The sequence below is a fragment of the Micromonospora sp. NPDC049900 genome, assembly GCF_044461025.1.
Classification (GTDB): domain Bacteria; phylum Actinomycetota; class Actinomycetes; order Mycobacteriales; family Micromonosporaceae; genus Micromonospora.
The window spans coordinates 690,473-715,390 of record NZ_JBITKM010000001.1; the positions used below are offsets into that span (position 1 = coordinate 690,473).

The window sequence follows — 24,918 nt, forward strand, 5'->3', positions numbered from 1 at the left end:
GGTCATTGTTACCGACTCGGCGGGCCCGCTGCTGCTCTGCGCCCGGGCTGGCGTTCATCTTCGGGGTACGCGCCGCACCGACAGCGGGGGTGTGGTGGCCAGTGTCGGCGGCGGACGACGCCCGCCGGACCGATCTCCACCGCACCGCCGAGCGTCTCCGGCGCCCCGCCGTCGAGCTGCGCCAGCGCCTCGGCGACCGCGTAGGCGGTCGCTGCCAGGAGCGTGCCGGTGGCACACGCTGCGGCGACAGGCGTGTGGGCGATCTGGGCGGCGAGGGCCGGCCAGTCCGGGTCCCGGTCGGCCCGATGCAGGTCGAGGCAGCGCAGGCAGGGGCCGGTCGGCGGCCGGACCAGCGGCCCGATGACCGGGACGCCCTCCCGCACGTCGACGAGCAGGTGCGGTTGTCGGCGCTGGGCGTGGACGGCGGCCATCAGGGCGGCCGGTCGGTCGAGGCCGAGCTGGATGACCAGGTCGGGCCGGGTCCGACGCAGTGCGTCGGTGGCGGTGCCGGGTGCGGCGCGCGCCACGGTCGCCCGTACGGCCGCGTCCAGCGGGTGCCCGAGGTCACCGGCGGCGATGCCGCTGCCGACCAGGTCGACGGGGCGTACCGGGCCGGTGAGGTCGGGTTGGACGTGCCCGACGCCGGCCTGCGCCAGGGCCAGGGCGACGGCGGCACCGAGCGGCCCGGGGCCGGTGACCGCCACCCGGGCGGCCAGGCGACGGCGGAGCACCTGCGCGGGCGTGCCGGGCAGGCGGGCGGCGGCCAGGGCCAGCGCACCGGCCTCCGCGGCGAGCCGGCTCCGGCGGGGCTCGGCGAGATCCCGGGGCACCAGCGTGTGCGCCGGCACCACCAGGCCGGCCGCACGCAGCGCGTCGAGCAGGGCGCGGGCGTGCTCGGGACGGCCACCCGTGCCGACCAGCACCTGCCGTTCGCTGCGCGTGCCGTCGAGCAGGTCGAGCAGCCGCACCGCCCCGGGGTCGGCGAACTCGACCAGGACGGCACGCTCCGGCGTCAGCCCGAGCTGGAGCGTGTGCCGGTCACGCCAGAGCCGGTTGAGGCCGGGCAGCAGGGTGGGGCGGGGCGACGGCGGGTGGTCCGTGATCGGCGGCATGGATACGAACAGTGACCGATTCCCTGCTGTCCGTCGATCGTTGTCCACAGGTGGCCACTCGTAGATCCAGGGCTGTCCACAGGATTCGGCGAGTTTTCCACAACTCGCCGGTAACCCTGTCGGTGGCCCGACAGTGAGCGGAACGCCGCGAGGGGGTGGCCGGGCGGCCACCCCCTCGCGCGGACGCGTACGTCAGACCTTCGCCTTGCCCAGGATGCGGTTCACTGTTGTGCCACACACCGGACACTTGCCCTTGGCCATGTTCATGCCGGTCTTCGAGACCTCGACGCGGCCCTCGAAATCCCGCTTCTCCTTGCACTTGACGCAGTAACCGTTGTAGGTCTGGGCCTGGTCGGCCACGGTGTGCCTCCTCGTCTCGTCCGCCGGGTCGATGCCGGTCCGGCGGTTCTCCCGGCGGCGGTCGCCTAAGACGTCCGACACCGGGTCTTCTCCGTGGTCATCCACATGACCACCGGTTGGCGGACCCTACCCAGGTGCGGGCGGTTCCATGTCAGGTGCGCGTTGCCACTGTGAGCAAGGCGACGTCGAGAGTGTGCACGCCGAATTGGGTCAGATCAGTCCTTTCGGCGGGGACACGCCGACCGGAGGTCGCTAAATCCGCTGGTAGGGCCCGCGTGACCGAAGATCGGGACCCGACTGGCGGGGCCGGACGATGATCACTTACGGTGGAGCGTGTCGGTGCTGTGACACCTCACCGGCCATCACGAAGGGTGATCGTGACGCCTCACGGGGCTCCGGCAAGAATTTTTTCGGGACTCCTGGCGACCAATCCCCATTTTCCGGGCGCGTGTCGGGGGGTTGACCCTTGCGGACCCCTGGTCACAACGCATTAGCTTGCCAACGTGACAGCAAACCGAGGCTGCGCGGTCCACTGATGGCGGGGGCGCGGAAGCCTGTCGTCGAAGTGCGGCGCAGCCAGCGTCGGCGACGTACGGTGTCCGCCTACCGCGACGGTGAGCGGGTCGTCGTCCTCATCCCCGACCAGTTCTCCCGGGCCGAGGAGAGCGAGTGGGTCGACCGGATGCTCGCCCGGCTCGCCGCCCGCGAGGGTCGCCTGACCCGCTCGGACGCCGAGCTGCTGGAGCGGGCCGGCCGGCTGATCAAGCTGTACCTGACCGAGTACGGCGACCAGGCGGTGCCGGCCAGCGTCCGGTGGGTGAGCAACCAGAACGGCCGGTGGGGCTCCTGCACCCCGGCGGACCGCTCCATCCGGCTCTCCCACCGGCTCCAGGAGATGCCGGAGTGGGTGATCGACTACGTGCTGCTGCACGAACTGGTCCACCTCATCGTGCCCAGCCACAACGCGCAGTTCTGGGCGCTGGTCGGCCGATACCCGAAGACCGAACGGGCCCGGGGCTACCTGGAGGGTGTCGCGGCGGTGGGCGGCACGCCCTGAGCGGTGCTCCGCCCGGCGGTAGGGTCGGAGGATGGCTCGACGTGTGGTGGTGGCGCTGCTCGCCCCGGTCACCTGGACGCCGCCCGGCATCGACCCGGCGCAGTGGCGGCGCGCGCTCGCCGAGGACGTGGTCGACCTGCTCGCCATGCTCAACGAGGTGGACACGGCGGTGGCGGCCACCGCGGCGGACCGCCGGCTGGCCGACGAGGTGATCTGGCCCGGCACCACCGTGTACGAGGTGTCCGAACCGACCCCCAACGCCGTTTTCGCCGCCCTCGCCGCCTCGGGCGACGGCTACGAGCAGGCGGCGGTGGTCGCCGGGGACGCACCCGACCTGCCCGGACTCACCGTCGGCAAGCTCCTGCGTCCGCTGACCAGCCGACCGGTGGCGCTGGCCCCGGTCGAGGGCGGTGTGCCGGGACTGCTCGGCGCGGCGGTCCGGCTGCCCGTACCCTCCTGGCTGCCGGTGCTGGACCTGGACAGCGCCGTGCCCGCAGCCGTGCGCGCGGCGGCGCCCGAGCCGGGCGACCTCGCGGTCACCCCGTCCTGGCACCGGCTACGCGGCCCCGCCGACCTGGCCCGCCTCGATCTGGCGCTGGACGGCTGGGAGAACACCCGCGCCCTGCTCACCGGCGCCGACCGGTCCGGCTGACCGGAGAGGATCGACGCGCACCCGGCCCACGACGTCCGCCCGCCTCAGCCGACCGGGCCGGTCCGGCTGACGCCGGACCGGCGGGTGCGTGGGCGGGTTCAGGAGCGGCGGTCGTCGCCGTCGGTGTCGTCGGGACGCTCCGGGCCCTTGCCTTTGCCCTCGGCCTCGCCCGGGATCTTCTCCTCCGGGCCGCCCGGTGCGGAGAAGTCGAAGTTCTCCAGCTCGGTCATCAGGTCCACGTCGGCCATGGCGAAGGCCACCGGGTCGGCGAAGTCGTCGTCGGAGGGCAGCAGGTCGGGGTGACCCCAGAGGGCGTCCCGTCCGGCGATGCCGCGGTGCTCGGTGAGCGCCGCCCAGAGCGCGGCGGCCTCGCGCAGCCGACGAGGACGCAGCTCCAGCCCGACCAGGGCGGCGAACGTCTGCTCGGCCGGTCCACCGGCCGCCCGGCGGCGACGGAACGCCTCGCCGAGCGCGACCACGTTCGGCAGCCGACCGTCGGCGGCACCGTCCACCACGTGGCAGACCCAGCCCTCGACCAGGGCGAGCGCGGTCTCCAGGCGAGCCAGCGACGCCTTCTGCGCCGGGCTGTCCTCCGGCGTGAAGATGCCCTCCAGGGCGATCGCCTGCATCGACTCCGGGTCGGTCGGGTCGACCCGGCCCATCGCCTCCTCGATCGCCTCCCGGTTGACCCGGATCCCGGCCGCGTACGTCTCGACGGCGGTCAGCACGTGCCCGCGCAGCCACGGCACATGCTCGAAGAGGCGCTGGTGGGCCGCCTCGCGCAGTGCGACGTAGAGGCGTACCTCGTCCTCGGGCAGCTCCAGGCCCTCGCCGTAGCCCCGGATGTTGGCCGGGATCAGCGCGGCGGTCCCGGCCGGGCCGAGTGGCAGGCCGATGTCACCGGCGGAGAGCACCTCCGCGGCCAGCGACCCGAGCGCCTGGCCGAGTTGACCGCCGAACAGGGCGCCGCCGAGCGTGGCCACCATCGACTGCATCGGGCCGAGCTGGGCGCGCGCCTCGGGCGGCACCAGGTCGCCCATCGCGCCGACCATCCGGCTGGCCACCGGGTCGCACAGCTTCCGCCAGACGTCCAGCGTCTTGAAGATCCACTCGTTGCGGTTCCAGGCCACCGTGGTCTTGATGCCGGAGGGCAGCGCCGAGGCCGGTTCCAACCAGAGGTCGGCGATGCGCAGGGCTTCCTCTACCGCATTGCGCTCGTACGGCGAGACCGCCGGGTCGCCCGCCGCCGCGAGCTGACTGGCCGCCACCTGACGGGCCAGATCCCAGTTGACCGGCCCGCTGCCCGGCGCGGAGAGCAGGTGCTGCAACTGCGACATGAACTGCTGCATCTGCGCGGGGTCGTTGGGGTCGGGCGGCTGCCCACCCGGGAGCGCGAAACCGAACGGAATATCAGGCACGAGCTCTACGGTACGCGCGCCGTGCCCCAGGTCGCCGTCACCGCGGTTGCGCTGAGGGCGAAGTCCCGTCGTGCCGCCCGGAGGCCGGGAACCGGCTCGGTACGCTCTGCCGCATGAGACGACGTGGCGTGACCGTCCTCCTCGGTGCTCTGCTCACCGCTCTGCTCAGCATCGGGGTGCTCGGCGCGCCCGTTCCCTATGTCGTGCTCGGTCCCGGTCCGACCGTGGACACGCTCGGGCAGGAGGACGGCAAGGAGGTGATCCAGGTCACCGGTGGTGAGACCTCCACCTCCGCGGGGCAACTGCGGCTGACCACGGTGGGTGTGCAGCCCACCGTGAAGTTGCGCTCGGCCATCCAGGGCTGGCTCTCCGACGACCAGGCGGTGGTGCCGCGCGAGCTGGTCTACCCGCCCGGCGAGACCCGCGAGGAGGTCGAGCAGCGCAACGCCGAGGACTTCCAGGTCTCGCAGACCAGCGCGGAGACCGCCGCGCTGCGGGAGTTGGGGTACGAGGTGCAGGTCGTGGTCAAGACCGTCGCCGAGGACGGCCCGGCCGCCGGGGTGCTGCGCCCCGGTGACGTGGTGACCTCGGTCGACGGGGAGCCGGTGCCGCTGGCCGGCCGGCTGACCGAGCTGGTCCGGGCGAAGCCGGCCGGCACCGCGCTGCGCATCGGCTACACCCGCGACGGTGCCGCGCGTACCGACACCATCACCACCCAGGAGTCGGACGGTCGCCCGCGCATCGGCGTCGAGATCGAGCAGCAGCAGCCGCACCCGTTCACGCTCTCCTTCGACCTCCAGGACATCGGCGGGCCGAGCGCCGGGCTGATGTTCGCCCTGGGGATCATCGACAAGCTGACCCCGGAGGACCTGACCGGTGGCCGGGTCATCGCGGGCACCGGCACCATCGACGACGCGGGCGAGGTCGGGCCGATCGGTGGCATCCCGCAGAAGCTGGTCGGCGCGAAGCGGGCCGGCGCCACGGTGTTCCTGGTGCCGGCGGCCAACTGCGCCGAGGCGGTGTCCAACCGGCAGCCGGAGCTGCCGCTGGTCCGGGTGGGTTCGCTCGACGAGGCGCTCACCGCGTTGGAGACGCTGCGTTCCGGGGGCGAGCCGACGCTCTGCTGACCGCCGGGGGCGACTCGGCATCCGGCCCGCACCACGCCCGCTGACCTGGGACTGCTGCCGGTGGGTGCGACCGCGGGCCGGCCCGGTGCCGGCTGCGCGGCGCGACCTTGCCACAACGCATTCAGGAACACCCCGTACTCTGGGTGCCTGGTCGGAGCCGATCATAACGAGCGTGCGGAGCCAACAGTGGTCATGCGTAGCAGCAGCCCCCTGCCGAGGATGAGCCGACGCGGACGCGTCACGATCGGGGTGTTGATCGGGGTGTTCGTCCTGTTCACCCTGCTCGGCTGGGGGGTGCAGGCCTGGACCGACTGGCTGTGGTTCTCCGAGGTCGACTACACCTCCGTCTTCCGTGGCGTGATCGTCACCCGGTTGCTGTTGTTCCTGGCCGCCGCTGTCGCGATGGGCCTGATCGTCGGCGGCAACCTCTGGCTGGCGCAGCGGTTGCGGCCCCGGATGCGTCCGCACTCGCCGGAGCAGGCGACGCTGGAGCGCTACCGGATGCTGCTCGGCCCCCGGCTCGGGCTCTGGATCGCCGCCGCCGCCGTGGTGGTGGGTCTCTTCGCCGGCCTGTCCGCGCAGAGCCGCTGGAACCAGTGGCTGCTCTTCCTGCACGGCGGTGACTTCGGCGTACAGGACCCGGAGTTCGGCGTGGACGTCGGCTTCTACGTCTTCCAGTTGCCGTTCTGGCGGTTCCTGCTCGGGCTGGGTTTCACCGCGGTGGTGCTGGCGCTGATCGGATCGCTGGCCGTGCACTACCTCTTCGGCGGGGTACGCCTACAGGGCGTCGGCGACCGGATGAGCGGTGCGGCACGGGCCCACCTGAGCTCGCTGGTCGCGGTCTTCGTGCTGCTCAAGGCCGTTGCGTACGTGCTGGACCGGCGGTCGATGCTGCTGGAGTACAACGACGGCGTGGGCGTCTACGGCGCCGGGTACGCCGACATCAATGCGTTGCTGCCGGCCAAGGAGATCCTCGCCTACATCTCCGTGGTGGTGGCGATCGCGATCATCGTGTTCTCCAACGCCTGGATGCGGAACCTGGTCTGGCCGGGCATCTCGCTGGCGCTGCTCGGCGTCTCGGCGGTGGCGATCGGCGGCATCTACCCCTGGGCGGTGCAGACCTTCGAGGTCAAGCCGAGCGCCCGGGACAAGGAGGCGCCGTACATCCAGCGCAGCATCGACGCCACCCGCGCCTCGTACGGGCTGAACATCGCGGAGAACTCGGCGTACTCGGCGAGCAACCTGACCCCGACGGAGAGCCTGGCCACCGACACCGCGGTGGTGCCGAACGCCCGACTGCTCGACCCGCAGTTGGTCAGCGAGACCTACACCCAGCTCCAGCAGGTCCGTGGTTTCTACGACTTCGGCCCCAAGCTCGACATCGACCGGTACACGGTCGACGGCCGGACCCAGGACTACGTGGTCGGCGTACGTGAGATCAACTACGGCGAGCTGACCGCCCAGCAGAGCAACTGGATCAACCGCCACACCGTCTACACCCACGGGTACGGCGTGGTGGCCGCCCCCGCCAACCGGGTCGTCTGCGGTGGCCAGCCGTTCTTCGTCTCGGGCTTCCTCGGCGAGCGGTCGCAGGAGTCCTGCTCCTCGCCGACCGACCTGATCCCGGCCAGCCAGCCCCGGATCTACTACGGCGAGCGGATGCAGGACGGTGACTACGCCATCGTCGGCAAGCCGAGCGAGGACGCCAACCCGGCGGAGTTCGACCGTCCGGCGGGCGAGAGCGGCGAGGGCCGCGAGTCGTACTACACCTACACCGGCGAGGGCGGCGTCGATGTCGGGTCGTTCTCCCGGCGGCTGCTCTACGCCATCAAGGAGCAGGAGCCGAACTTCCTGCTCTCCGAGGCGGTCAACGACAACTCCAAGCTTCTCTACGTGCGCAACCCCCGGGACCGGGTGGAGAAGGTCGCGCCGTTCCTGACGCTCGACGGCGACCCGTACCCCGCCGTGGTGGACGGCCGGGTGCAGTGGATCGTGGACGGCTACACCACCTCGGCCACCTACCCGTACGCCGAGCGGGTCAACCTCCAGCAGGAGACCACCGACGAGCTGACCGGCCGGGGCACCATCCAGTTGGCCCGGGAGAACGTCAACTACATCCGCAACTCGGTCAAGGCGACCGTGGACGCGTACGACGGCACGGTCACGCTCTACGAGTTCGACGAGAACGACCCGGTGCTCAAGGCGTGGAACAAGGCCTTCGGCGGTGACCTGATCAAGCCGCGCGAGGAGATCCCGCAGGCGCTGGCCGACCACTTCCGCTACCCGGCCGACCTGTTCAAGGTGCAGCGCAACCTGCTGACCCGGTTCCACGTCACGAACCCCGGCGACTTTTACTCCGGCCAGGACTTCTGGCAGGTGCCGAACGTGCCGGACGCGCCGGACAGCGGGGTCAAGCAGCCGCCGTACTACCTCTACACGCAGATGCCCGGGCAGGAGGAGCCGACCTTCCAGCTCACCAGCGCGGTCACCCCGAACGGCCGGCAGAACCTGGCCGCGTTGATCTCGGCGTCGTACCAGGACGGGCGGCCCAGGTTGCAGGTGCTGGAGCTGCCCGACCAGACCCGGGTCTCCGGCCCGGTGCAGGTGCACCAGCAGATGACCAACAACGCCAACATCCGGCAGCAGTTGAACCTGCTCTCCTCGAACCAGGCACAGGTGCAGTACGGCAACCTGCTCTCGCTGCCGTTCGGCAACGGCATGCTCTACGTCGAGCCGGTCTACGTGAAGAGCAACCAGACCGACGCGTACCCGCTGTTGCAGAAGGTGCTGCTCTCGTACGGCGACGGCGGTTCGTTCGTGGTGCTGGCCGACAACCCGGCCGACGGCATCAAGCAGCTCGTGGAGCAGGGCAAGCGGGCGGCGGCCGGCAACCCGCCGCCGGCCACGGAGGAGCCGCCCGCAGGCGAGGAGCCACCGGGCGGCGAGGAGCCGACGCCTTCGCCGACGTCGACCGAGGCGCCGCCGCTCACCGGGGACCTGGGGGCCGCCGCCGACCGGGTACGTGCGGCGATCACCGAGGTGCGTGACGCGCAGGCGTCCGGTGACTTCGAGCGGTACGGCCGGGCGCTCAAGACGCTGGACGAGGCGCTGACCGCGTTCCAGCAGGCACAGCAGGCAGCCGGGACGAACGGTCCGGCACCGACCGGCAGTCCGTCGCCGACCGGCTGACGGAGCACGTTCCGACAGGGCCCGTGGACCGGCGATCCGTCGCCGCCCACGGGCCCTTCGGTGTCCGGGCCCACCGGTCGTCCACGGCGTTCTGTGAGTCGTTTTGCGGCGGGACGGGGTGGTGCGCTACGGTGGATCTACCGACGCGGGGTGGAGCAGCTCGGTAGCTCGCTGGGCTCATAACCCAGAGGTCGCAGGTTCAAATCCTGTCCCCGCTACTGCACGAGAAAGGCCCCGGACATCCGGGGCCTTTCTCGTTGTCCGGAGTGCGGTGCCCCCTCCCACGGCTGCCGGGAACACCTTGTTCGGGTACCTGTGGGGTGGTCGGTGGGGCTCGTGACGGATGGGGTAGGGTTGTCACATACCGACGCGGGGTGGAGCAGCTCGGTAGCTCGCTGGGCTCATAACCCAGAGGTCGCAGGTTCAAATCCTGTCCCCGCTACTGCACGACGAAGGCCCCGGACATCCGGGGCCTTCGTCGTTTCCGTCGACATCGCGACCGGTGGCCCATCTCGCCAGCGCGTTCGGCGGTCAGGGGTTGCGGGCCTCGGCGAGGATGGGGCCATGTCTTCAATCGGCAAGTGGTGGGGGCGGCTCGGCACGCTCCTGGGAACGGTGGTGCTGGCGGTGTTCGTGCCGGTCGCCGCGTGGGCCTCGACCGGCACCGGGGAACTGGTCGTGGAGGCCGCCCGGCGACGCGGGCGCGGTGGTGGCGTCTTCGGCTTCCTGGGCCTGCTCTGCTGCCTGGCGGTGGTGGCCGTGGTGGTCCTGCTGCTGGTCCGGCTCACCCGTAACCGGCGGCGCTGAGGGGGTTCCGCAGCGCCGCCCGCGCGCTGCGGTCCCGACACGGTGGCGCGCTCGGCGCGTGGTCTACTTGTCCGCGTGGAACTTCTGCACTCGGGCAAAGTGAGGGACGTCTACTCGGACGGTGACGACCTGATCCTGGTCGCCTCGGACCGCGTCTCCGTCTACGACGTGGTGCTGCCGACGCCGATCCCGGACAAGGGCAAGCTGCTCACCGCGTTGTCACTCTGGTGGTTCGAGCAGCTCGCCGACCTGGTGCCGCACCACGTCATCTCCGCCACCGACGTGCCGGCGGAGTTCGCCGGGCGGGCGATCCGGTGTCGCCGCTTGCGGATGGTCCCGGTGGAGTGCGTCGCCCGTGGGTTCCTCACCGGCGGCGGCCTCAAGGAGTACCAGAGCACCGGTGCGGTGTCCGGCGTCGTGCTGCCGCGTGGCCTGGGTGAGGCGTCCATCCTGCCCGAGCCGATCTTCACCCCGTCGACCAAGGCGCCGATGGGGGAGCACGACGAGCCGATGACCTTCGCCGAGGTGGTCGACGAGGTCGGCGCGGAGACCGCCGAGCGGCTGCGGAAGCTGACCATCGACGTCTACTGCCGGGGTGCCGAGCTGGCCGCCGAGCGGGGCATCCTGGTCGCCGACACCAAGATCGAGCTGGGCTGGGCGGCGGACGGCACCCTGGTCCTGGCCGACGAGGTGCTCACTCCGGACTCGTCCCGCTTCTGGCCGGCCGAGTCGTACCAGCCGGGCCGTACGCAGTTCTCCTACGACAAACAGTACGTGCGGGACTGGGCGGCCGGCAGCGGGTGGGACAAGAGCGAACCGGCGCCCGAGGTGCCGGACGAGGTGGTCGAGGCCACCCGGGCCCGCTACGTGGACGTCTACGAGAAGATCACCGGCAACCGCTGGGAGTGATCCCGGGATTCTGGCGTCACTCGCTGCGGTGCCGGCCGATGTGCTGCTCGGTGGGGGCGGTCGCGGAGGTGATCCGGACCGTGGTGCCGGCCGGGCCGGTCGTGACGTCCATCGCGTCGGTCAGCTCGCGGGCCAGCCAGAGTCCCCAGCCTCCGGCGGTCTCCGGCGCCGGCCGGCTGCGGTCGTCGAGGCGTTGCACGCTGATCCCCTGGCCGTGGTCGGAGACCTCGCACATCACCAGGTCGGCCTCCGTCCAGAGGCGTAGCCAGCCCTGCCCTCCGCCGTGCCGGACCGCGTTGGTGATCAGCTCGTTGACCGCGAGCACGAAGTCGTCCAGGCGGTCGTCGCGCAGCCCCGCGGCGCGCACACAGGAGGTGACCGAGTGTCGCAACTCGGTCACCTGGGCCTGGTCGAAGGCGTCAGCGATCAGGAGGGTGTGTTCGATGGGCACCACCGTACGCGGTGTGCGGGGTTCTGCGTTCGTCATGGCCCCGTCCCGACAGGAGATCGCAGAGCTTTACGCGGCTTTTTCCACCGTACGTCAGGGTTCGTAGCGCCGCATCGCCGAGGACCCCCCGAACGGGCTGTGGCATGGTGACGGGCGTGTCCGCCCCCGGTGGTTTCGAACTCCCCCTCTGGCGGGCCGTCGCGGTCTTCCGGGTGGCCTCGCTGGCGTACGTCTGCGTCGTCGTGCTGCGCGACGCGGACCGCTACGCCCACCCGCTGCTCGCCGGTGTGCTGGTGCTGGTGATGGCGGCCTGGACCGCCGTCACCGCGATCGGCTACGCCACTCCGGCCCGGCGCGGCTGGCCGCTGCTGCTGGCCGATCTCGGCGTCGTGGTGGCGATCCTCCTGGCCACCCCGTGGGTGATGGGCCGCGCCGCACTGGACGCGGGCCTGCCGACCATGGCGGTGGCCTGGTTGAGCGGTCCGGTGCTGGCCTGGGCGGTCTGCGGCGGACGGCGACGCGGGGCGCTGGCCGCCGTGGTCGTCGGCGCCACCGACCTGGCCACCCGGGGAATGGCCACCCCGACCGCGATCAACGGCGCGATCCTGATGCTGCTCGCCGGAGTGGTCGTCGGGCACGTCGCCCGGCTCACCGTGACCGCCGGGGAGCGGTTGCAGCGGGCGGTCGAGATCGAGGCCGCCAACCGGGAACGGGAACGGCTGGCCCGGGACATCCACGACTCGGTGCTCCAGGTGCTCGCCCTGGTGCAGCGGCGCGGCGAACGGCTCGACGGCGAGGCCGGCGAACTGGCCCGCCTCGCCGGTGAGCAGGAGGCGGCGTTGCGGATGCTGATCTCCGGCACCGGTCCGTTGTCCGGCGACGACGTGGACGCACCGGTGGACCTGAACGCCCTGCTCGGCCGGTACGCCTCGGGCAGCGTGTCGCTGTCCGCGCCGGCCACCCCGGTGCCGCTGCCACCGGCGGTGGCCCGCGAACTGGCCGCCGCGACCGGGGCCGCGCTCGACAACGTCGCCCGACACGGCGGCGGACGCGCCTGGGTGCTGGTCGAGGACGAGGGGACGGCGGTGACCGTGTCGATCCGCGACGAGGGGGCCGGTTTCGCCCCGGAACGACTGGCCGAGGCCGCCGCCCAGGGTCGGCTCGGCGTGACCCACGCGATCCAGGGACGACTCGCCGACCTCGGCGGGACCGCCCGGATCAGCTCCACCCCGGGCGCCGGCACCGAGGTCGAGCTCACCGTGCCGAGGAGGGGATCGTGAACGGCGTACGCGTGATGGTGGTCGACGACCACCCGATGTGGCGGGAAGGGGTGGCCCGCGATCTCACCGAGGCCGGCCACGAGGTGGTGGCCAGTTGCGGCGAGGGCCGACAGGCGGTCCGGGTCATCGGCGCGGCCCGTCCCGACCTGGTGGTGCTCGACCTGCAACTGCCGGACATCTCCGGGGTGCAGGTGATCCGGGGACTGCGGGCGGAACGGCCCGACGTGCGGGTGCTGATGCTCTCGGCCAGCGGCGAGCAGCAGGGGGTGCTGGACGCGGTGAAGGCCGGCGCCACCGGTTACCTGCTGAAGTCCGCCGGGCTGGCGGAGTTCCTGGACGCGGTCCGGCGGACCGCCGCCGGAGAGCCGGTCTTCACGCCCGGCCTGGCCGGGCTGGTGCTGGGCGAGTACCGCCGGTTGGCCGCCGTACGGGAACAGGCCCCGGACGGTACGCAGGACAGCGCACCCCGGCTCACCGAACGGGAGACCGAGGTGCTGCGCCTGGTGGCCAAGGGGATGTCCTACAAGCAGATCGCCGAGCGGCTCGGACTGTCCCACCGGACGGTGCAGAACCACGTGCAGAACACGCTCGGCAAGCTGCAACTGCACAACCGGGTGGAGCTCACCCGGTACGCGATCGAGCGCGGCCTGGACGAGTGACGCCGTGAGCGGGACTCAGACCGAGTGCGGCGGTCGGGTCTCGTGTACGGCCAACTCCTCGGCGCTGGCCCCGCCACCGGCCGCTCCCGCGTCGTACGCGATGGAGTCGGTCTCCTGGTCGGTGTGCGTGCCCTCGTCCGGTTCGACGAGTCGGCCCACGGTGGCGTCGGCGACGGTGCCCAGCCGGTCGTGGTCGTAGAGCGACACCGGGGAGTTCGGGTCGGAGGTCGGGCCCGGGTCGATCACGTCGGCGTCGAGCTGCGCCTGTGCCGCCTGCTCCCGACTGTCCGCCTCGGCCGCGATGTCCGGGTCGACCGGACCGGCCAGCGGATCGTCGACCGGCAGCTCGAACTGCTCCCGGCCGAGCTTGTAGTCCAGCGACTCGCCGTCGAGCTGCTCCTCGGCGGTGGTGCCGAACTCGTCCACGGCCACCGGGGTCCGGTCACCGGGCAACTGGGCCGGCGCCGGGCCGTCCGCCTCCCGACCGGTCAGCACGTCGTCACCGGCCGTCGAGTCGTCGTCGGCGGTGTCCGGCAGGCCGTCGGCCTCAGGGTCGGACAGGGGGGTCGGGTACTCGTCGTCGCGCATGACTGACCACTACCCGTTGCCCTCCGGCCGTAACCGGTCCCGCCCGCGCCGTTGCGGCAGCCGCCGCTGGTGGGCCACCGCCGCGACCGTGCCGGCGGCGGCCAGGCCGACCGCGGCGGTCATCCGGACGAGCTGTCGGCGTCGCCCGTGCCAGCCGCCCTCCGGCAGCGCCTCGGCGTCCGGCCGGAACACGTTCCCGGTGCCCTCGGGGCGGGGCGCGGGCCCGAACTGGGTGCGCTGCACGTACCAGCCGAGGAGGCGCTCGGCGGCGGCCGGGGCGAGTCGCCAGGGCAGGCCGATCAACCGGGCGGCCCCACCCGCGTACGCCTCGCGGCGCGGCCTGCGCAGCAGCCGGACGATCGTCTCGGCGACCACCTCCGGCGGGTAGACCGGCGGTGGGGGTGTCAGCTCCCGGCCGCTGTGGTTGGCGGCGTGCCGGAAGAACGGTGTGTCGATGGTGGCCGGAAGCACGGTGCAGACCGAGATCGCACCGCGCCCGGTGAGCCGCAGCTCCTGGCGGACCGTGTCGGCCAGCCCTCGGATGCCGTGTTTGGCGGCGTTGTACGGCGACTGGTACGGCATCGCCACCTCGGCCAGGATCGAGGCGTTGTTGACCACCACACCGCCGCCGGCGGCCGACAGGTGGGGCAGCGCGGCCCGGATGCCGTTGGCGCTGCCGAGCAGGCTCACGTCCAGCACCCGGCGGAACTCCGCCTCCGGGATCTCGTCGAAGAGTCCGACCGCCCCGACCGCCGCGTTGTTGATCCAGGCGTCGATCCGGCCGAACTCGCTCGCCGCCACGTACGCCAGCCGGCGCACCGCGTCCGGGTCGGTGACGTCGGTCGGCACCACCAGCGCCCGACCGCCCAGCTCACGACAGTGCCCGGCGACCCGTTCCAGGGCCGGTGCGGGGCGGGCGGCCAGCACCACGGCACAGCCACGACGGGCCAGCGCGTAGGCGGTCGCCGCACCGATGCCGCTGGAACCGCCGGTGATCACCACGACCGCGTCGGCGAGCTTTCGGGCGAGGGGCATTCCTCATCGGTACCCCCTGGTGTCCGGGTCATGCGCGCCGGACAGCGCCGGATCTGCCATGTTTCGGCTCGTCGGAGCCCGGTTAATGGGACGCTCTGACCTGAGACCACCGCCCCATCCGCATGGAGGTGACCCATGCGCGTCGGCCTCGTCTGCGCCCACGCCGCTTCGCCGCCGTCCGGCGACGGTACCGTCGTCGGCACCTACCAGCACATCGCACGGGTCGCCGCCGAACTGGCGGGGAGAGGTCACGACGTACGGGTCTACACCCGACGGGACGATCCGGAGGCGGTCGAGAGCGACCTCGTCGACGGCTACCGGGTGGAGCGTGCGCCGGTCGGCCCGATCACCCCGATCCCCACCGCCGAGCTGGTGCCGTACGTGCCGGCGTTCGGCCAGTGGCTGGCCGACCGATGGTCCGGCGACTGGACCCCGGACGTGGTGCACGGGCACTACTGGGTCGGTGGACTGGCCGCCGCGCAGGCGGTCCGGGAGACCGACATCCCGGTGGTGCAGACGTTCCACTCCCTCGGCATGGAGCAACTCCGCCACCTCGGTTCGCAGTACGACGGGCCGGGCACCCGCATCCCGCTGGAACGGGCACTGACCCGGGCGGTGGACATGGCGGTGGCCCAGTGCAACGACGAGGTGGACGAGCTGACCCGGATGGGTCTGCAACGCAGCTCGGTGGCGATGGTCCCGACCGGAGTGGACATCGACCGGTTCCACCCGGACGGCGAGGCGGCCCCCCGGGAGCAGCGGTCCCGGATCCTCTCCGTCGGCGGGCTCTCCCGAGGCCACGGGCAGGACGACCTGATCCGCGCGATGCGTCTGGTCGGCGACGCGGAACTGGTGATCGCCGGTGGTCCGCCCGCGGAGGGGCTGGCCCGGCACGCCGAGGCCCGCCGGCTGCGGGAACTGGCCGAGCGGATCGGGGTGGGGGAGCAGGTGCACCTGGTGGGCGCCGTGCCGCACGAGCAGATGGCCACCTGGTACCGCTCGGCCGACGTGGTCGCCTGCACACCGCGCTACTCCTCGGCGGGGCGGGTGTCGCTGGAGGCGATGGCCTGCGGGGTTCCGGTGGTCGGCTACGCCATGGGCGGTATCGCCGACGCGGTGGTGGACGAGGTGACCGGCAAGCTGGTGCCGCCGGGTGACGTCCGGACCCTGGGGATGACGTTGCGCCGCCTGCTCACCGACAACGCGGGCCGGTTCGCCTACGGGCACGCCGCGGTGGACCGGGTCCGGTGCAGCTACACCTGGGAGCGAACAGCCTCCGCCCTGGAACGGCTCTACGAGCGGGTGGTCGGTCGGCGTAAGCCCGTCGAGGCGGCCTGAGACAGCCCGGAGGCGGCCGGGGAGAGTTGGTCGGCCGGATGCGCGACCGGGCCGACCGTGTCGCCCCGTCGCGGCCCGCTGGGCTGCGGTCCGATCAGCGGCTTGCCGGCGACGACCGCCCGCGAGGTCTCCTGGGCGACGGCGTGGTGGTGCTGGGGCTCGGCGTACCGGGTCAGGCCGATCACCGAGGCGAGGGTGACCAGGAAGCCGACCGCCGCGAGCCACTCCCGGCCGGGCCAGATCTTGTCGTTGAGCAGCAGCAACCCGACGATCGCGGCGGGCACCGCCCCGGCGGCGTCCATCGCGGCGACCGCCGCCGTGGTGGAGCCGCGCTGCATGGCCAGGCCGAGCAGCAACTGACCGACCACGGAGTGACCGACCAGCACGTAGAGCAGCGGGTCGGCGAGGAACGCGTCCCAGGTCGGTGCGGAGGCCAGCGGGCGGGCGGCCACCGCGGCGGCGGAGAAGGCCAGCCCGGCCAGCGATCCGAGCGCCACCGAGCCGGGGGCTCCGCGCAACCGGACCGCGAAGAAGCCGAGCACCGCGATCACGCCGAGCGTCACCAGCAAGGCGATCATGCCGGCGGTGCCGAGCGGCTTGGACTGCGCCGGCCGGGCGGAGAGCACCAGCGCGGTGATCCCGGCGAAGAGCAGGAGCAGCAGCACCACCTCGGCGACCGGCAGCCGCCATTTCAGCACCAGCACACCGAGGATCGCGGTGACCCCGAGCCCGGCCGCCACGCTCGCCTGCACCAGGAACAACGGCAGGTCCCGGCGGGCCAGGAAGGCGAGCACGAAACCACCCACCTGGCAGACCAGACCGACCAGGTAGGCGCGGTGTCCGGCCAGGCGCAGCAGCAGACCGGGATCGAAGGTGTGCTGCACCGTGGTGCGGGCCGCGGCGACCGACTGCAACAGGTTGGCAACGCCGTACGCGACGATCATCGCCGCGAGGAAACACCAACCCGAGGTAGCCACCTGGCGAGGATAGAGGTAACCCGACGTCAGTGCGCGGCGGGCCGACCGAGCCTGTCGAGGATGTCGGGGTGCAGTGCCCCGTTGCTGGCCACCGCGCTGTTGTCGCCTCCGGCGGGGGCCGGTCTACCGGCCAGATCGGTGAACGCGCCACCCGCCTCGGTGACGATGGGTACCAATGCGGCCACGTCCCAGAGCGACAACTCGGGTTCGACCATGACGTCCAGTGCGCCCTCGGCCAGCAGCATGTAACCGTAGAAGTCGCCGTAGGCGCGACTGCGCCAGGTGTCGCGCATCAGTTGGAGCATCGGCTCCAGCCGACCGGCCTCCTCCCAGCCGCCGAGCGAGGAGTAGCAGAAGCTCGCGTCGGCCAGCTCCGTCACGGCGGAGACCCGGATCGGCTCGCCCGAGGCGGCGTCCGGGCCCGCGTACGCCCCGGTGTCCTTCGCCGCCCACCAGCGGCGGCCCAGGGCCGGTGCGGAGACCAGCCCGGCGACCGGCCGGCCGTCCTCCAGCAGCGCGATCAGGGTGGCCCAGACGGGCACTCCCCGGACGAAGTTCTTGGTGCCGTCGATCGGGTCCACCACCCACTGCCGGGTGCCGGCGGCCGGCGACGCGCCGTACTCCTCGCCGAGCAGCCCGTCGTCCGGCCGGTGCTCGGTCAGCAGCGCGCGGATCGCGCGCTCCACGGCGGTGTCCGCGTCGGAGACGGGGGTGAGGTCGGGCTTCGCCTCCACCCGCAGGTCGAGCGCGCGGAACCGGGCCGCCGAGATGGCGTCGGCGGCGTCGGCGAGCCGGTGGGCGAGAGCGAGGTCGTCGGCGTACCCGGTCATGTCGGACACCGTAGCGACGCCGGGCGCGGCCGGTCCCGCCGGGCCGCCGTGGGCCCCGGCGCGGCTCAGGGATGCCCGCGCGGCTCGGTCTCGCCGCGCGGCTCCAGGTCACCGGCCCGGGAGGCCAGCAACCGGCGGTACGAGGCCAACCGGCGGGAATCCGCCCGCCCCTGCGCCACCCAGGCGTCCAGCGCGCAGTCGGCCTCGTCGGCGGTGTGCGGACAGTTGGCCGAGCAGTCGACGGTCGCCTCGACCAGGTCGGGGAAGCCGTGCAGCAGGCTCTCGGCCGAGACGTGCGCCAGCCCGAAGCTGCGGACGCCGGGGGTGTCCACGATCCAGCCCGGGTCCTCCGCGCCGCCCGGCAAGGCGGGCAGCCGCAACGCCACCGCGCTGGTCGAGGTGTGTCGCCCCCGGCCGATCGCGCTGACCACGCCGACGGCCCGGTCGGCCTCCGGGACCAGCCGGTTGACCAGCGTCGACTTGCCGACCCCGGAGTGCCCTACGAGCACCGACACCCGGCCGGCGAGCAGGCCGCGCAGCGCGTCCAGCGGCGAGTCCGGCCGGATCAGCACGTACCGCAGTTCCAGCTCGGTGTAGTAGTCGAGCACCGCCTCGGGGCCGGCCAGGTCGGCCTTGGTCAGGCAGAGCAGCGGTTCGATGTCCGCGTCGTACGCGGCAACCAGGCAGCGGTCGATGAACCCGGTACGCGGCGGCGGGTCGGCCAGCGCGCTGACGATCACGAGCTGGTCGGCGTTGGCGACGACCACCCGTTCCAGCCGACCCTCGGCGGTGCTGGCGTCGTCCTCGGCGGTCCGCCGCAGCACGGAGTGGCGGGGCGCGATCCGGACGATACGGGCCAGCGCCCCGTCCGCGCCGGAGACGTCCCCGACCAGGGCCACCCGATCACCGACCACCACCGACTTGCGGCCCAGCTCGCGGGCGCGCATCGCGGTGACGGTGGGGTCGTCGGGCCCGTCCCCGGTCAGCACGCAGGTGTAGCGCCCCCGGTCCACCGCGATGACGAAACCGTCCCGGGCGTCGGCGTGTCGGGGGCGGGTACGGGTGCGTGGACGCGAGGACTTCCCGGGTCGGACCCGGACGTCGTCCTCGTCGTACTCGCGTCGCCTGGTCGCCAGGTCCGCCCCTCCGTCGTCGGTCAGCTCTTGCCGGTCACCATCGCCGACCATAGTGCCGGAAACTCGGGCATGGTCTTCGAGGTGCACGCCACGTCGTTCAACTCGACGCCGGGAACGGCCAGACCGGCGATCGCCCCGGCGTGCGCCATCCGGTGGTCGTCGTAGGTGTGGAACACCCCGCCCCGCAGCGGCCGGGGGCGGATCTCCAGGCCGTCGGCCGCCTCCGTGACGTCGGCGCCCAGCGCGGTGAACTCCCGGGCCAGCGCGGCCAGCCGGTCGGTCTCGTGCCCCCGGATGTGCTCGACACCGGTGAACACCGACGGGGAGTCGGCGAGCATCGCCAGCGCGGTCAGGGCCGGGGTCAGCTCGCTGACGTCGGAGAGGTCGGCGCGCAGCCCGTGCACCGTCCCGGTGCCGCGCACGGTGAGCCCGTCGGTGGTGAGCGCGACCTCCGCGCCCATCTGCTGCAACAACGAGCGGAGCCGGTCCACCGGCTGCACGCTGCTGCCCGGCCAGCCCTGTAGCGTCACCTCGCCGCCGGTGACCAGCGCGGCGGCGAAGAACGGCACCGCGCCGGAGAGGTCGGGCTCGATCTGCCAGCCGCGCCCGGTCAGCGGGCCCGGCTCGACCACCCAGACGTCCGCCGTGCTGTCGTCCACCGCCGCCCCGGCCGAGCGCAGCATCTGCACGGTCATCCGCAGGTGGGGCGCGGAGGGCACCGGCGGGCCGACGTGGCGTACCACCAGGCCCCGGTCGAAGCGCGGGGCCGCCAGCAGCAGGCCGGAGACGAGTTGGCTGGAGGCGGAGGCGTCGATGACGACCTCGCCGCCGGTCACCCGGCCGGTGCCCAGGACCGCCAGCGGCAGGCTGCCCGGACCGGTGGTGTCGATGCGGACGCCGAGCGAGCGCAGCGCCTCGATCAGCGGACCCAGCGGCCGGGTGCGGGCGTGCGGGTCGCCGTCGAAGGTGACCCGTCCGTCGGCCAGCCCGGCGACCGGCGGTACGAACCGCATGATCGTGCCGGCCAGGCCGACGTCGACGTGGGCCGGACCGGCCAACGGGTGCGGCCGGACCAGCCAGCGCTCGTCGTCGGCGATCGACACGTGCGCGCCCATCGCCCGCAGCCCACCGGCCATCAACTCGGTGTCCCGGGCGCGCAGCGGCGCGGCCAGGGTCGAGGGGCCGGTGGCCAGCGCGCTGAGCACCAGGGCACGGTTGGTCATCGACTTGGACCCGGGCAGGCGCAGCGACGCCGACACCGGATCGCTGGCCGTCGGGGCGGTCCACGGCTGTAGCGGCCGGGTCGCGGTCAGGTTCCCCACGGTTCCATTCTGCCGTGTGCCGGGCGTCGGCGGACCGCACCGGTTCCCACTCCCGATGATCGGGACAGCCGGGTGGGCCGGTGGCGCGCTAGCGTGTCCGGCATGTGTGGGAGGTACGCCACGACCCGGAGCTCCGGTGACCTGAGCGGGCTGTTCGAGTCCGCCGACGAGACCGGCGGCGCCCTGGCGGTCGACTACAACGTGGCACCCACCGACCCGGTGCCGTTGGTGCGGATCACCTCCGAGGGGCACCGGGCGCTCTGTCTGGCCCGCTGGGGCCTGGTGCCGCCGTGGTCCCGCTCACCCGCCGGCGCCGCGCGCATGATCAACGCGCGGGCCGAGACGGTCGCGACCAGCCGGGCGTACGCGCCGTCCTTCGCCCGCCGCCGCGCCCTGGTCCCGGCCGACGGCTGGTACGAGTGGGTCCGTCGGGCGGACGGCACGAAGCAGGCGTTCTATCTGACCCCGCGCGACGGGTCGGTGCTCGCCTTCGCCGGCATCTGGTCGGTCTGGGGCGGGCCCGATCACCCGCTGCTGACCTGCAGCGTGGTGACCACCAGCGCGTTGGGTGAGCTGGCCGAGGTGCACGACCGGATGCCGTTGCTGCTGCCGCCGGAGCGCTGGGCGACCTGGCTGGGCGGGGGAGGCGAGCCGGCGGAGCTGCTCGTCCCGCCGGCACCGGAGTGGCTGGCCGGGCTGGAGGTACGTCCGGTGGGTCCGGCGGTCGGTGACGTCCGCAACGACGGTCCCCGGTTGACCGCCCGGGTGCCTCTCGCGGCCCCGTCCGGGCCGGAAGACGCGACCCTGTTCTGATTGCGCCCCGCATATTGTCGGGAGTGATTTGCCGCAGTTGCGGGTGAAAGGTGGAGGGCTCTTTCTGCCAACTTCCCGGCAGACTCTTGTCCCCGCGTCGCTAAATGCGATAGAACACAGCGCCGGTGGTGGGTGTCGTTCACGTCGGGTGAACGATGCTCATCGATATCGCTGGTCCCACGGGGGAGGTGGGTGGATGACACGGGCGCGTATGCCCCGTCCGCACGAGGTGGCCGCCGCACGGCGTGATCCACGACTGTTGAGAGCGCTGCGTGAGCGGCGACAGGACGAAGCCTGGCGTACCCGGGGGACATGCCAGAACGTCGACCCGGAGACGTTCTTTCCGGCGCCGAACGAGCCGGCCGACGCGGCGGTGGCACTCTGCAATAGCTGCGACGTGCAGGGTTCCTGTCTGGCCTGGGCGCTGGAGGTGGGCGACTGCCACGGCGTGTGGGGTGGCACCACACCCCGCGAGCGGCGGGCGATGCTGGTGGCCTGGCGTGACGAGGTCCAACCGGACCCGGACGCGGCCAGCGAGGCCGGTCCGCCGGTCCGCGACCGGCTGCTCACGCTGGTGCCGTTGAGCTGATCGGAGACGCCGGTCCGGGGCCGGACGGAACGTCGTCGACGTGGTCGTCCCGCCCCGGTGCCGGCATTCGCGCCATCTCACGCAGCACTGCGACTGCGGCCGACGCGACATCTCCACGGCCCGTGCAGTCGGCGGCGTGGACGGCGATGCGGGCCGCCGCCGGCCGGGCCGTCGGCGGCCCGCAGAATGGTGCCGTGCCGCACGACGACCTGATCGAGACCCCGCACGGCCCGGCGCGGGTGGACACCGACCACCCGACCGGCCCGTGCGGCGCGCTGCTGCTGCTCGGGCACGGGGCGGGCGGCGGGGTCGACGCCCCCGATCTGCTCGCGCTGCGCGACGCGGCGGTGGACGCCGGGCTGGTCGTGGTCCGGGTGACGCAGCCCTACCGGGTGGCCGGTCGGCGTGCCCCGGCCCCGGCCGGACAGCTCGACACCGCGTGGACCGCCGTGTCGACCGTGCTCCGCGCGCGTCACCCGGGCTTACCGGTGCTGGTGGGGGGTCGCTCCAGTGGCGCGCGGGTGGCCTGCCGGACGGCGCGCGGCGTGGGCGCGGTCGGGGTGGTCGCGCTGGCCTTTCCGCTGCATCCGCCCGGCCGCCCGGAGCGCAGCCGGGCCGCCGAGTTGGCCACCGGCGTGCCGACGCTGGTGGTCAACGGCGACCGGGACCCGTTCGGGGTGCCCGAGCCGGGGCCGGACGTCCGCGTGGTGATCCGGCCGGGCCAGCGTCACGACCTGCGTGGCGACCCGCCCGGGACGGCGGCGCTGGTGATCGACTGGATGCGCGAGCACGGCTGGGTGCGGTCCTGATCGTCTGCCGTCCGGTCGACTCCGAGGCGGCAGTCGACGGCGCCTGCCGGGTCCGCGCCGTTTCCGGGGGCCGCGCCGGGTCGTTGCATCCGATGGTGTCGCCCGCCCGTTGCGGGTGGTGACACCGGGCTCCCAGGCCCTTCCTGGTCCCAGCCGTGTGATCCGCGCGGCCGGGACCAGGATCGGGAGTCGGATCCGGAATGCCCTGGCCTGCGGTGGGTGTTGAACCCCTCGGATGACCACTGTGCGAGGGGGTGACCGGTGCCGACCGAGATCCGGAACCGGGAACGCGACGAGCGGGACGCGCGGCAGCTACGGAAGTTGCTGGCGGGCCCGGACTGGCCGGCGACGGTGTCACCGGCCGAGGTGGCGACGGGCACACCCGTCGGAACCGAATCTTCCGGCAGGTCCGTGCGCGTATCCTCGGCGGGGAAGCATCCGACCCGAGGGGATGTGCGGTTGACCACCGAGAAGACGGACGAGCGCAGGGCCCGGTTCGAGCGGGACGCGATGCCATTCGTCGATCAGCTGTACGCGGCCGGCCTGCGAATGACGCGTAACCCGGCGGATGCCGAGGACCTGGTCCAGGAGACCTATCTGAAGGCGTATGCGGCCTTCCACCAGTTCGAACAGGGCACGAACCTGAAGGCCTGGCTGTACCGGATCCTGACCAACACCTACATCAACTCCTACCGGAAGCGGCAGCGGCAGCCGGTCCAGGCGCCCACCGACGAGATCACCGACTGGCAGCTCGCCGAGGCCGAGTCGCACACCTCCAGCGGGTTGCGCTCCGCCGAGACGGAGGCGCTCGACCGGTTGCCTGACAGCGACGTCAAGGAGGCCCTCCAGCAGTTGCCGGAGGAGTTCCGGCTGGCGGTGTACCTGACCGACGTCGAGGGGTTCTCCTACAAGGAGGTCGCCGACATCATGGGTACGCCGATCGGCACCGTGATGTCGCGGTTGCACCGGGGTCGTCGTAATCTGCGCAAGCTGCTTGAGGGCTACGCCGCGGAGCGCGGCTTCTCCGCCGCGCCGTCGTCGGCCCGGAGTTCCGCTGCCACCGGCCGGGAGGTGTGACGTGAGCTGTGGAGACCCGCACGAGACGGACTGCCGCGAGGTCCTCGCCGAGGTCTACCTCTACCTCGATCTTGAGTGCGCCCAGGAACGGCGTTCCCGGATCCGTCACCACCTCGACGAGTGCGGGCCCTGCCTGCGCGAGTACGGCATCGAGCAGGAGGTGAAGGCGCTGGTGGCCCGGTGCTGCGGCAACGAGTCCGCGCCGGACGAACTGCGCGAGCGGCTACGGGTACGGCTCAGCGAGATCGTGGTGTTCGAGAGCACCGAGTCCCGCGAACTGGCCGACTGAACCGGTCGACGCGCCGGAGACGACGACGCCGGTGGCCCGCAGGGGCCACCGGCGTCTCGCTGTCCGGTCCGGCGGGACCGGAGCGTCGTCGTCAGGAGTTGGGGCGCTTGCCGTGGTTGGCGGCGCTCTTCTTCCGGGCCTTCTTCTTGCGGGCCTTCTTCGCCATACTGACCTCCTCGTGATGATCGCCTGCGCACGACCTCGACTCCGGGGCACGCGACCGGCCCGCCGGAGCCGGGGTCCGACCCGTTGATGCTAGTGCGGTCGGCGTCGGCGCATCCTCGCCGGGGGCTGCTGCTCGCCGCCCGGAGGCGACCGTCACATGATTGGATGTGGCGCAGGCAGTCGCGAGAGAAGGGGCCGGGAGATGGCCGAGGAGATCCGCGCCGAGATGGTGGCGAACGTCTGGAAGGTCGTCGCGTCGACCGGTGACACCGTGTCCGAGGGGGACACCCTGGTGATCCTGGAGTCGATGAAGATGGAGATCCCGGTGATCGCCGAGTCCGACGGCGTCGTCGAGCAGCTCGCGGTCAACGAGGGCGACGTGGTGCAGGACGGTGACCTGATCGCGGTGATCGGTTGACCGGCGTCCTGGTCCGACCGGCCGAGCCGGCCGACTTCACCGCCGTGGCCCGGCTGACCGTCGCGGCGTACGAGGCCGACGGCCAGCTCAAGGGCGAACACGGCTACGCCGAGGTGCTGGCCGACGTCAGCGGTCGGGCGGCGCACGGCCGGATCCTGGTCGCCGTCGACTCGGCCACCGGTCAGGTGCTCGGCACGGTCACCTTCGTCCTGCCCGGCAGCCGGTACGCCGAGATGTGTCGGCCGGACGAGGCGGAGTTCCGGATGCTGGCGGTCGATCCGGCCGCCCAGGGGCGTGGTGTCGGTGCCGCCCTGGTCGAGGCGTGCGTGGCGGAGGCGACCGGGCGGGGCTGCACCGCGCTGGCCATCTGCGTACGCGCCGGCCACGCCGAGTCGGCACACCGGCTCTACCGGCGGCGGGGCTTCGTCCGCGTACCGGCGCAGGACTGGTCGCCGTTGCCCGGTGTCGACCTGCTCGCGCTGCGCCTGCCGCTGGCTCCGACCGGCTGAGCGGT

Annotated in this window: 27 protein-coding genes and 2 tRNA genes; 18 read left to right on the forward strand and 11 right to left on the reverse strand. The window is 72.6% G+C overall.

Annotation, left to right across the window (positions count from 1 at the left end; all coding sequences use genetic code 11):
* Positions 1-8: 8 nt before the first annotated feature.
* Together ACIBMZ_RS03220 and ACIBMZ_RS03225 are read right to left on the reverse strand one after the other, a co-directional pair.
* Positions 9-1,112 (reverse strand): TOMM precursor leader peptide-binding protein, encoded by a 1,104-nt coding sequence (locus ACIBMZ_RS03220; protein ID WP_396690523.1) that lies wholly within the window; start codon positions 1,110-1,112, stop codon positions 9-11.
* A gap of 192 nt (positions 1,113-1,304) precedes the next feature.
* Entirely contained in the window at positions 1,305-1,472 is a 168-nt protein-coding gene (locus ACIBMZ_RS03225) for a DUF5679 domain-containing protein (RefSeq protein ID WP_012014940.1), read from the reverse strand.
* A gap of 535 nt (positions 1,473-2,007) precedes the next feature.
* Between ACIBMZ_RS03225 and ACIBMZ_RS03230 the strand changes: the two genes are divergently transcribed.
* Positions 2,008-2,529: a M48 family metallopeptidase gene (locus ACIBMZ_RS03230; protein ID WP_396690525.1), complete on the forward strand. Its 522-nt coding sequence runs from the start codon at positions 2,008-2,010 to the stop codon at positions 2,527-2,529.
* A 31-nt stretch (positions 2,530-2,560) separates the two neighbouring features.
* Positions 2,561-3,181 (forward strand): hypothetical protein, encoded by a 621-nt coding sequence (locus ACIBMZ_RS03235; RefSeq protein WP_396690527.1) that lies wholly within the window; start codon positions 2,561-2,563, stop codon positions 3,179-3,181.
* A gap of 98 nt (positions 3,182-3,279) precedes the next feature.
* Here the strand turns inward: ACIBMZ_RS03235 and ACIBMZ_RS03240 are convergent, their stop codons facing one another.
* Positions 3,280-4,599 carry a zinc-dependent metalloprotease gene (locus tag ACIBMZ_RS03240; RefSeq protein WP_396690529.1) on the reverse strand — a complete coding sequence of 440 codons (1,320 nt, stop codon included), beginning with the start codon at positions 4,597-4,599 and terminating at the stop codon, positions 3,280-3,282.
* Positions 4,600-4,712: 113 nt separating this feature from the next.
* On the opposite strand from ACIBMZ_RS03240, the gene ACIBMZ_RS03245 reads away from it, so the two are divergent.
* The 6 genes from ACIBMZ_RS03245 (at position 4,713) to ACIBMZ_RS03270 (ending at position 10,631) form a co-directional block, all read left to right on the forward strand.
* Positions 4,713-5,726: a PDZ domain-containing protein gene (locus ACIBMZ_RS03245; RefSeq protein WP_396690531.1), complete on the forward strand. Its 1,014-nt coding sequence runs from the start codon at positions 4,713-4,715 to the stop codon at positions 5,724-5,726.
* A 192-nt stretch (positions 5,727-5,918) separates the two neighbouring features.
* Positions 5,919-8,915, forward strand: a complete 2,997-nt coding sequence (locus ACIBMZ_RS03250; protein ID WP_396690532.1) for a UPF0182 family protein — start codon at positions 5,919-5,921, stop codon at positions 8,913-8,915.
* Between the two features lie 144 nt (positions 8,916-9,059).
* Positions 9,060-9,133 (forward strand) — tRNA-Met (locus tag ACIBMZ_RS03255).
* Positions 9,134-9,283: 150 nt separating this feature from the next.
* Positions 9,284-9,357: transfer RNA gene (locus ACIBMZ_RS03260), tRNA-Met, on the forward strand.
* Between the two features lie 122 nt (positions 9,358-9,479).
* Complete coding sequence (locus ACIBMZ_RS03265; protein ID WP_396690534.1) at positions 9,480-9,722, forward strand: hypothetical protein; 243 nt, start codon at positions 9,480-9,482, stop codon at positions 9,720-9,722.
* A gap of 75 nt (positions 9,723-9,797) precedes the next feature.
* Positions 9,798-10,631, forward strand: coding sequence for a phosphoribosylaminoimidazolesuccinocarboxamide synthase (locus ACIBMZ_RS03270; protein WP_396690535.1), 834 nt, complete (start codon positions 9,798-9,800; stop codon positions 10,629-10,631).
* Between the two features lie 16 nt (positions 10,632-10,647).
* Here the strand turns inward: ACIBMZ_RS03270 and ACIBMZ_RS03275 are convergent, their stop codons facing one another.
* Complete coding sequence (locus tag ACIBMZ_RS03275) at positions 10,648-11,118, reverse strand: ATP-binding protein (RefSeq protein WP_396690537.1); 471 nt, start codon at positions 11,116-11,118, stop codon at positions 10,648-10,650.
* 116 nt (positions 11,119-11,234) lie between these two features.
* Between ACIBMZ_RS03275 and macS the strand changes: the two genes are divergently transcribed.
* Entirely contained in the window at positions 11,235-12,359 is a 1,125-nt protein-coding gene (gene macS / locus ACIBMZ_RS03280) for a MacS family sensor histidine kinase (RefSeq protein ID WP_396690539.1), read from the forward strand.
* A 14-nt stretch (positions 12,360-12,373) separates the two neighbouring features.
* A complete protein-coding gene (locus ACIBMZ_RS03285; RefSeq protein ID WP_396690993.1) occupies positions 12,374-13,018 on the forward strand; it encodes a response regulator in 645 nt (214 codons plus the stop codon).
* Positions 13,019-13,033: 15 nt separating this feature from the next.
* Here ACIBMZ_RS03285 and ACIBMZ_RS03290 read toward each other — a convergent pair whose 3' ends face one another.
* Positions 13,034-13,606, reverse strand: coding sequence for a DUF5709 domain-containing protein (locus ACIBMZ_RS03290; protein ID WP_350692591.1), 573 nt, complete (start codon positions 13,604-13,606; stop codon positions 13,034-13,036).
* A 9-nt stretch (positions 13,607-13,615) separates the two neighbouring features.
* A complete protein-coding gene (locus tag ACIBMZ_RS03295) occupies positions 13,616-14,641 on the reverse strand; it encodes an SDR family oxidoreductase (RefSeq protein WP_396690541.1) in 1,026 nt (341 codons plus the stop codon).
* A gap of 135 nt (positions 14,642-14,776) precedes the next feature.
* On the opposite strand from ACIBMZ_RS03295, the gene ACIBMZ_RS03300 reads away from it, so the two are divergent.
* Positions 14,777-15,979: a glycosyltransferase gene (locus tag ACIBMZ_RS03300; RefSeq protein ID WP_396690544.1), complete on the forward strand. Its 1,203-nt coding sequence runs from the start codon at positions 14,777-14,779 to the stop codon at positions 15,977-15,979.
* On the opposite strand, the gene ACIBMZ_RS03305 is transcribed toward ACIBMZ_RS03300, so the two are convergent.
* The 4 genes from ACIBMZ_RS03305 to aroA form a co-directional block, all read right to left on the reverse strand.
* Positions 15,934-16,923, reverse strand: a complete 990-nt coding sequence (locus tag ACIBMZ_RS03305; protein ID WP_396690994.1) for a hypothetical protein — start codon at positions 16,921-16,923, stop codon at positions 15,934-15,936. The genes ACIBMZ_RS03300 and ACIBMZ_RS03305 overlap by 46 nt on opposite strands.
* 59 nt (positions 16,924-16,982) lie before the next feature.
* A complete protein-coding gene (gene hisN / locus ACIBMZ_RS03310) occupies positions 16,983-17,786 on the reverse strand; it encodes a histidinol-phosphatase (protein ID WP_396690546.1) in 804 nt (267 codons plus the stop codon).
* Between the two features lie 65 nt (positions 17,787-17,851).
* Positions 17,852-18,973: a ribosome small subunit-dependent GTPase A gene (gene rsgA, locus ACIBMZ_RS03315; protein WP_396690548.1), complete on the reverse strand. Its 1,122-nt coding sequence runs from the start codon at positions 18,971-18,973 to the stop codon at positions 17,852-17,854.
* A complete protein-coding gene (gene aroA / locus ACIBMZ_RS03320; RefSeq protein ID WP_396690550.1) occupies positions 18,943-20,244 on the reverse strand; it encodes a 3-phosphoshikimate 1-carboxyvinyltransferase in 1,302 nt (433 codons plus the stop codon). Before aroA ends, rsgA begins: the two co-directional genes overlap by 31 nt.
* Before the next feature lie 102 nt (positions 20,245-20,346).
* Here aroA and ACIBMZ_RS03325 point away from each other — a divergent pair, with 102 nt between their 5' ends.
* The 5 genes from ACIBMZ_RS03325 to rsrA all read left to right on the forward strand — a co-directional run bounded on the left by ACIBMZ_RS03325 (position 20,347) and on the right by rsrA (position 23,821).
* On the forward strand, positions 20,347-21,057 hold the full coding sequence (locus tag ACIBMZ_RS03325; protein ID WP_396690551.1) for an SOS response-associated peptidase: 711 nt from the start codon (positions 20,347-20,349) through the stop codon (positions 21,055-21,057).
* 196 nt (positions 21,058-21,253) lie between these two features.
* On the forward strand, positions 21,254-21,646 hold the full coding sequence (locus ACIBMZ_RS03330) for a WhiB family transcriptional regulator (protein WP_396690552.1): 393 nt from the start codon (positions 21,254-21,256) through the stop codon (positions 21,644-21,646).
* Between the two features lie 146 nt (positions 21,647-21,792).
* On the forward strand, positions 21,793-22,455 hold the full coding sequence (locus tag ACIBMZ_RS03335) for an alpha/beta family hydrolase (RefSeq protein ID WP_396690996.1): 663 nt from the start codon (positions 21,793-21,795) through the stop codon (positions 22,453-22,455).
* Positions 22,456-22,716: 261 nt separating this feature from the next.
* Entirely contained in the window at positions 22,717-23,532 is an 816-nt protein-coding gene (locus tag ACIBMZ_RS03340) for a sigma-70 family RNA polymerase sigma factor (protein WP_396690554.1), read from the forward strand.
* Position 23,533: 1 nt separating this feature from the next.
* A complete protein-coding gene (gene rsrA, locus ACIBMZ_RS03345; protein ID WP_131054331.1) occupies positions 23,534-23,821 on the forward strand; it encodes a mycothiol system anti-sigma-R factor in 288 nt (95 codons plus the stop codon).
* A 91-nt stretch (positions 23,822-23,912) separates the two neighbouring features.
* Here rsrA and ACIBMZ_RS03350 read toward each other — a convergent pair whose 3' ends face one another.
* Positions 23,913-23,987, reverse strand: a complete 75-nt coding sequence (locus ACIBMZ_RS03350) for a 50S ribosomal protein bL37 (RefSeq protein WP_370461611.1) — start codon at positions 23,985-23,987, stop codon at positions 23,913-23,915.
* 201 nt (positions 23,988-24,188) lie between these two features.
* Between ACIBMZ_RS03350 and ACIBMZ_RS03355 the strand changes: the two genes are divergently transcribed.
* Complete coding sequence (locus tag ACIBMZ_RS03355) at positions 24,189-24,404, forward strand: biotin/lipoyl-binding carrier protein (RefSeq protein ID WP_396690557.1); 216 nt, start codon at positions 24,189-24,191, stop codon at positions 24,402-24,404.
* A complete protein-coding gene (locus tag ACIBMZ_RS03360; RefSeq protein ID WP_396690559.1) occupies positions 24,401-24,913 on the forward strand; it encodes a GNAT family N-acetyltransferase in 513 nt (170 codons plus the stop codon). The genes ACIBMZ_RS03355 and ACIBMZ_RS03360 overlap by 4 nt, the downstream gene beginning before the upstream one ends.
* Positions 24,914-24,918: the final 5 nt, after the last annotated feature.

What these genes read in the sequence shown, in the direction of transcription:
- ACIBMZ_RS03220 (WP_396690523.1), bottom strand. Translation starts at nt 1,112, where the DNA reads ATGCCGCCGATCACGGACCACCCGCCGTCGCCCCGCCCCACCCTGCTG.
- ACIBMZ_RS03230 (WP_396690525.1), top strand. Translation starts at nt 2,008, where the DNA reads ATGGCGGGGGCGCGGAAGCCTGTCGTCGAAGTGCGGCGCAGCCAGCGT.
- ACIBMZ_RS03235 (WP_396690527.1), top strand. Translation starts at nt 2,561, where the DNA reads ATGGCTCGACGTGTGGTGGTGGCGCTGCTCGCCCCGGTCACCTGGACG.
- ACIBMZ_RS03245 (WP_396690531.1), top strand. Translation starts at nt 4,713, where the DNA reads ATGAGACGACGTGGCGTGACCGTCCTCCTCGGTGCTCTGCTCACCGCT.
- ACIBMZ_RS03250 (WP_396690532.1), top strand. Translation starts at nt 5,919, where the DNA reads ATGCGTAGCAGCAGCCCCCTGCCGAGGATGAGCCGACGCGGACGCGTC.
- ACIBMZ_RS03265 (WP_396690534.1), top strand. Translation starts at nt 9,480, where the DNA reads ATGTCTTCAATCGGCAAGTGGTGGGGGCGGCTCGGCACGCTCCTGGGA.
- ACIBMZ_RS03275 (WP_396690537.1), bottom strand. Translation starts at nt 11,118, where the DNA reads ATGACGAACGCAGAACCCCGCACACCGCGTACGGTGGTGCCCATCGAA.
- ACIBMZ_RS03285 (WP_396690993.1), top strand. Translation starts at nt 12,374, where the DNA reads ATGGTGGTCGACGACCACCCGATGTGGCGGGAAGGGGTGGCCCGCGAT.
- ACIBMZ_RS03290 (WP_350692591.1), bottom strand. Translation starts at nt 13,606, where the DNA reads ATGCGCGACGACGAGTACCCGACCCCCCTGTCCGACCCTGAGGCCGAC.
- ACIBMZ_RS03295 (WP_396690541.1), bottom strand. Translation starts at nt 14,641, where the DNA reads ATGCCCCTCGCCCGAAAGCTCGCCGACGCGGTCGTGGTGATCACCGGC.
- ACIBMZ_RS03300 (WP_396690544.1), top strand. Translation starts at nt 14,777, where the DNA reads ATGCGCGTCGGCCTCGTCTGCGCCCACGCCGCTTCGCCGCCGTCCGGC.
- ACIBMZ_RS03305 (WP_396690994.1), bottom strand. Translation starts at nt 16,923, where the DNA reads ATGATCGTCGCGTACGGCGTTGCCAACCTGTTGCAGTCGGTCGCCGCG.
- hisN (WP_396690546.1), bottom strand. Translation starts at nt 17,786, where the DNA reads ATGACCGGGTACGCCGACGACCTCGCTCTCGCCCACCGGCTCGCCGAC.
- rsgA (WP_396690548.1), bottom strand. Translation starts at nt 18,973, where the DNA reads ATGGTCGGCGATGGTGACCGGCAAGAGCTGACCGACGACGGAGGGGCG.
- ACIBMZ_RS03325 (WP_396690551.1), top strand. Translation starts at nt 20,347, where the DNA reads ATGTGTGGGAGGTACGCCACGACCCGGAGCTCCGGTGACCTGAGCGGG.
- ACIBMZ_RS03330 (WP_396690552.1), top strand. Translation starts at nt 21,254, where the DNA reads ATGACACGGGCGCGTATGCCCCGTCCGCACGAGGTGGCCGCCGCACGG.
- ACIBMZ_RS03335 (WP_396690996.1), top strand. Translation starts at nt 21,793, where the DNA reads ATGCGGGCCGCCGCCGGCCGGGCCGTCGGCGGCCCGCAGAATGGTGCC.
- ACIBMZ_RS03355 (WP_396690557.1), top strand. Translation starts at nt 24,189, where the DNA reads ATGGCCGAGGAGATCCGCGCCGAGATGGTGGCGAACGTCTGGAAGGTC.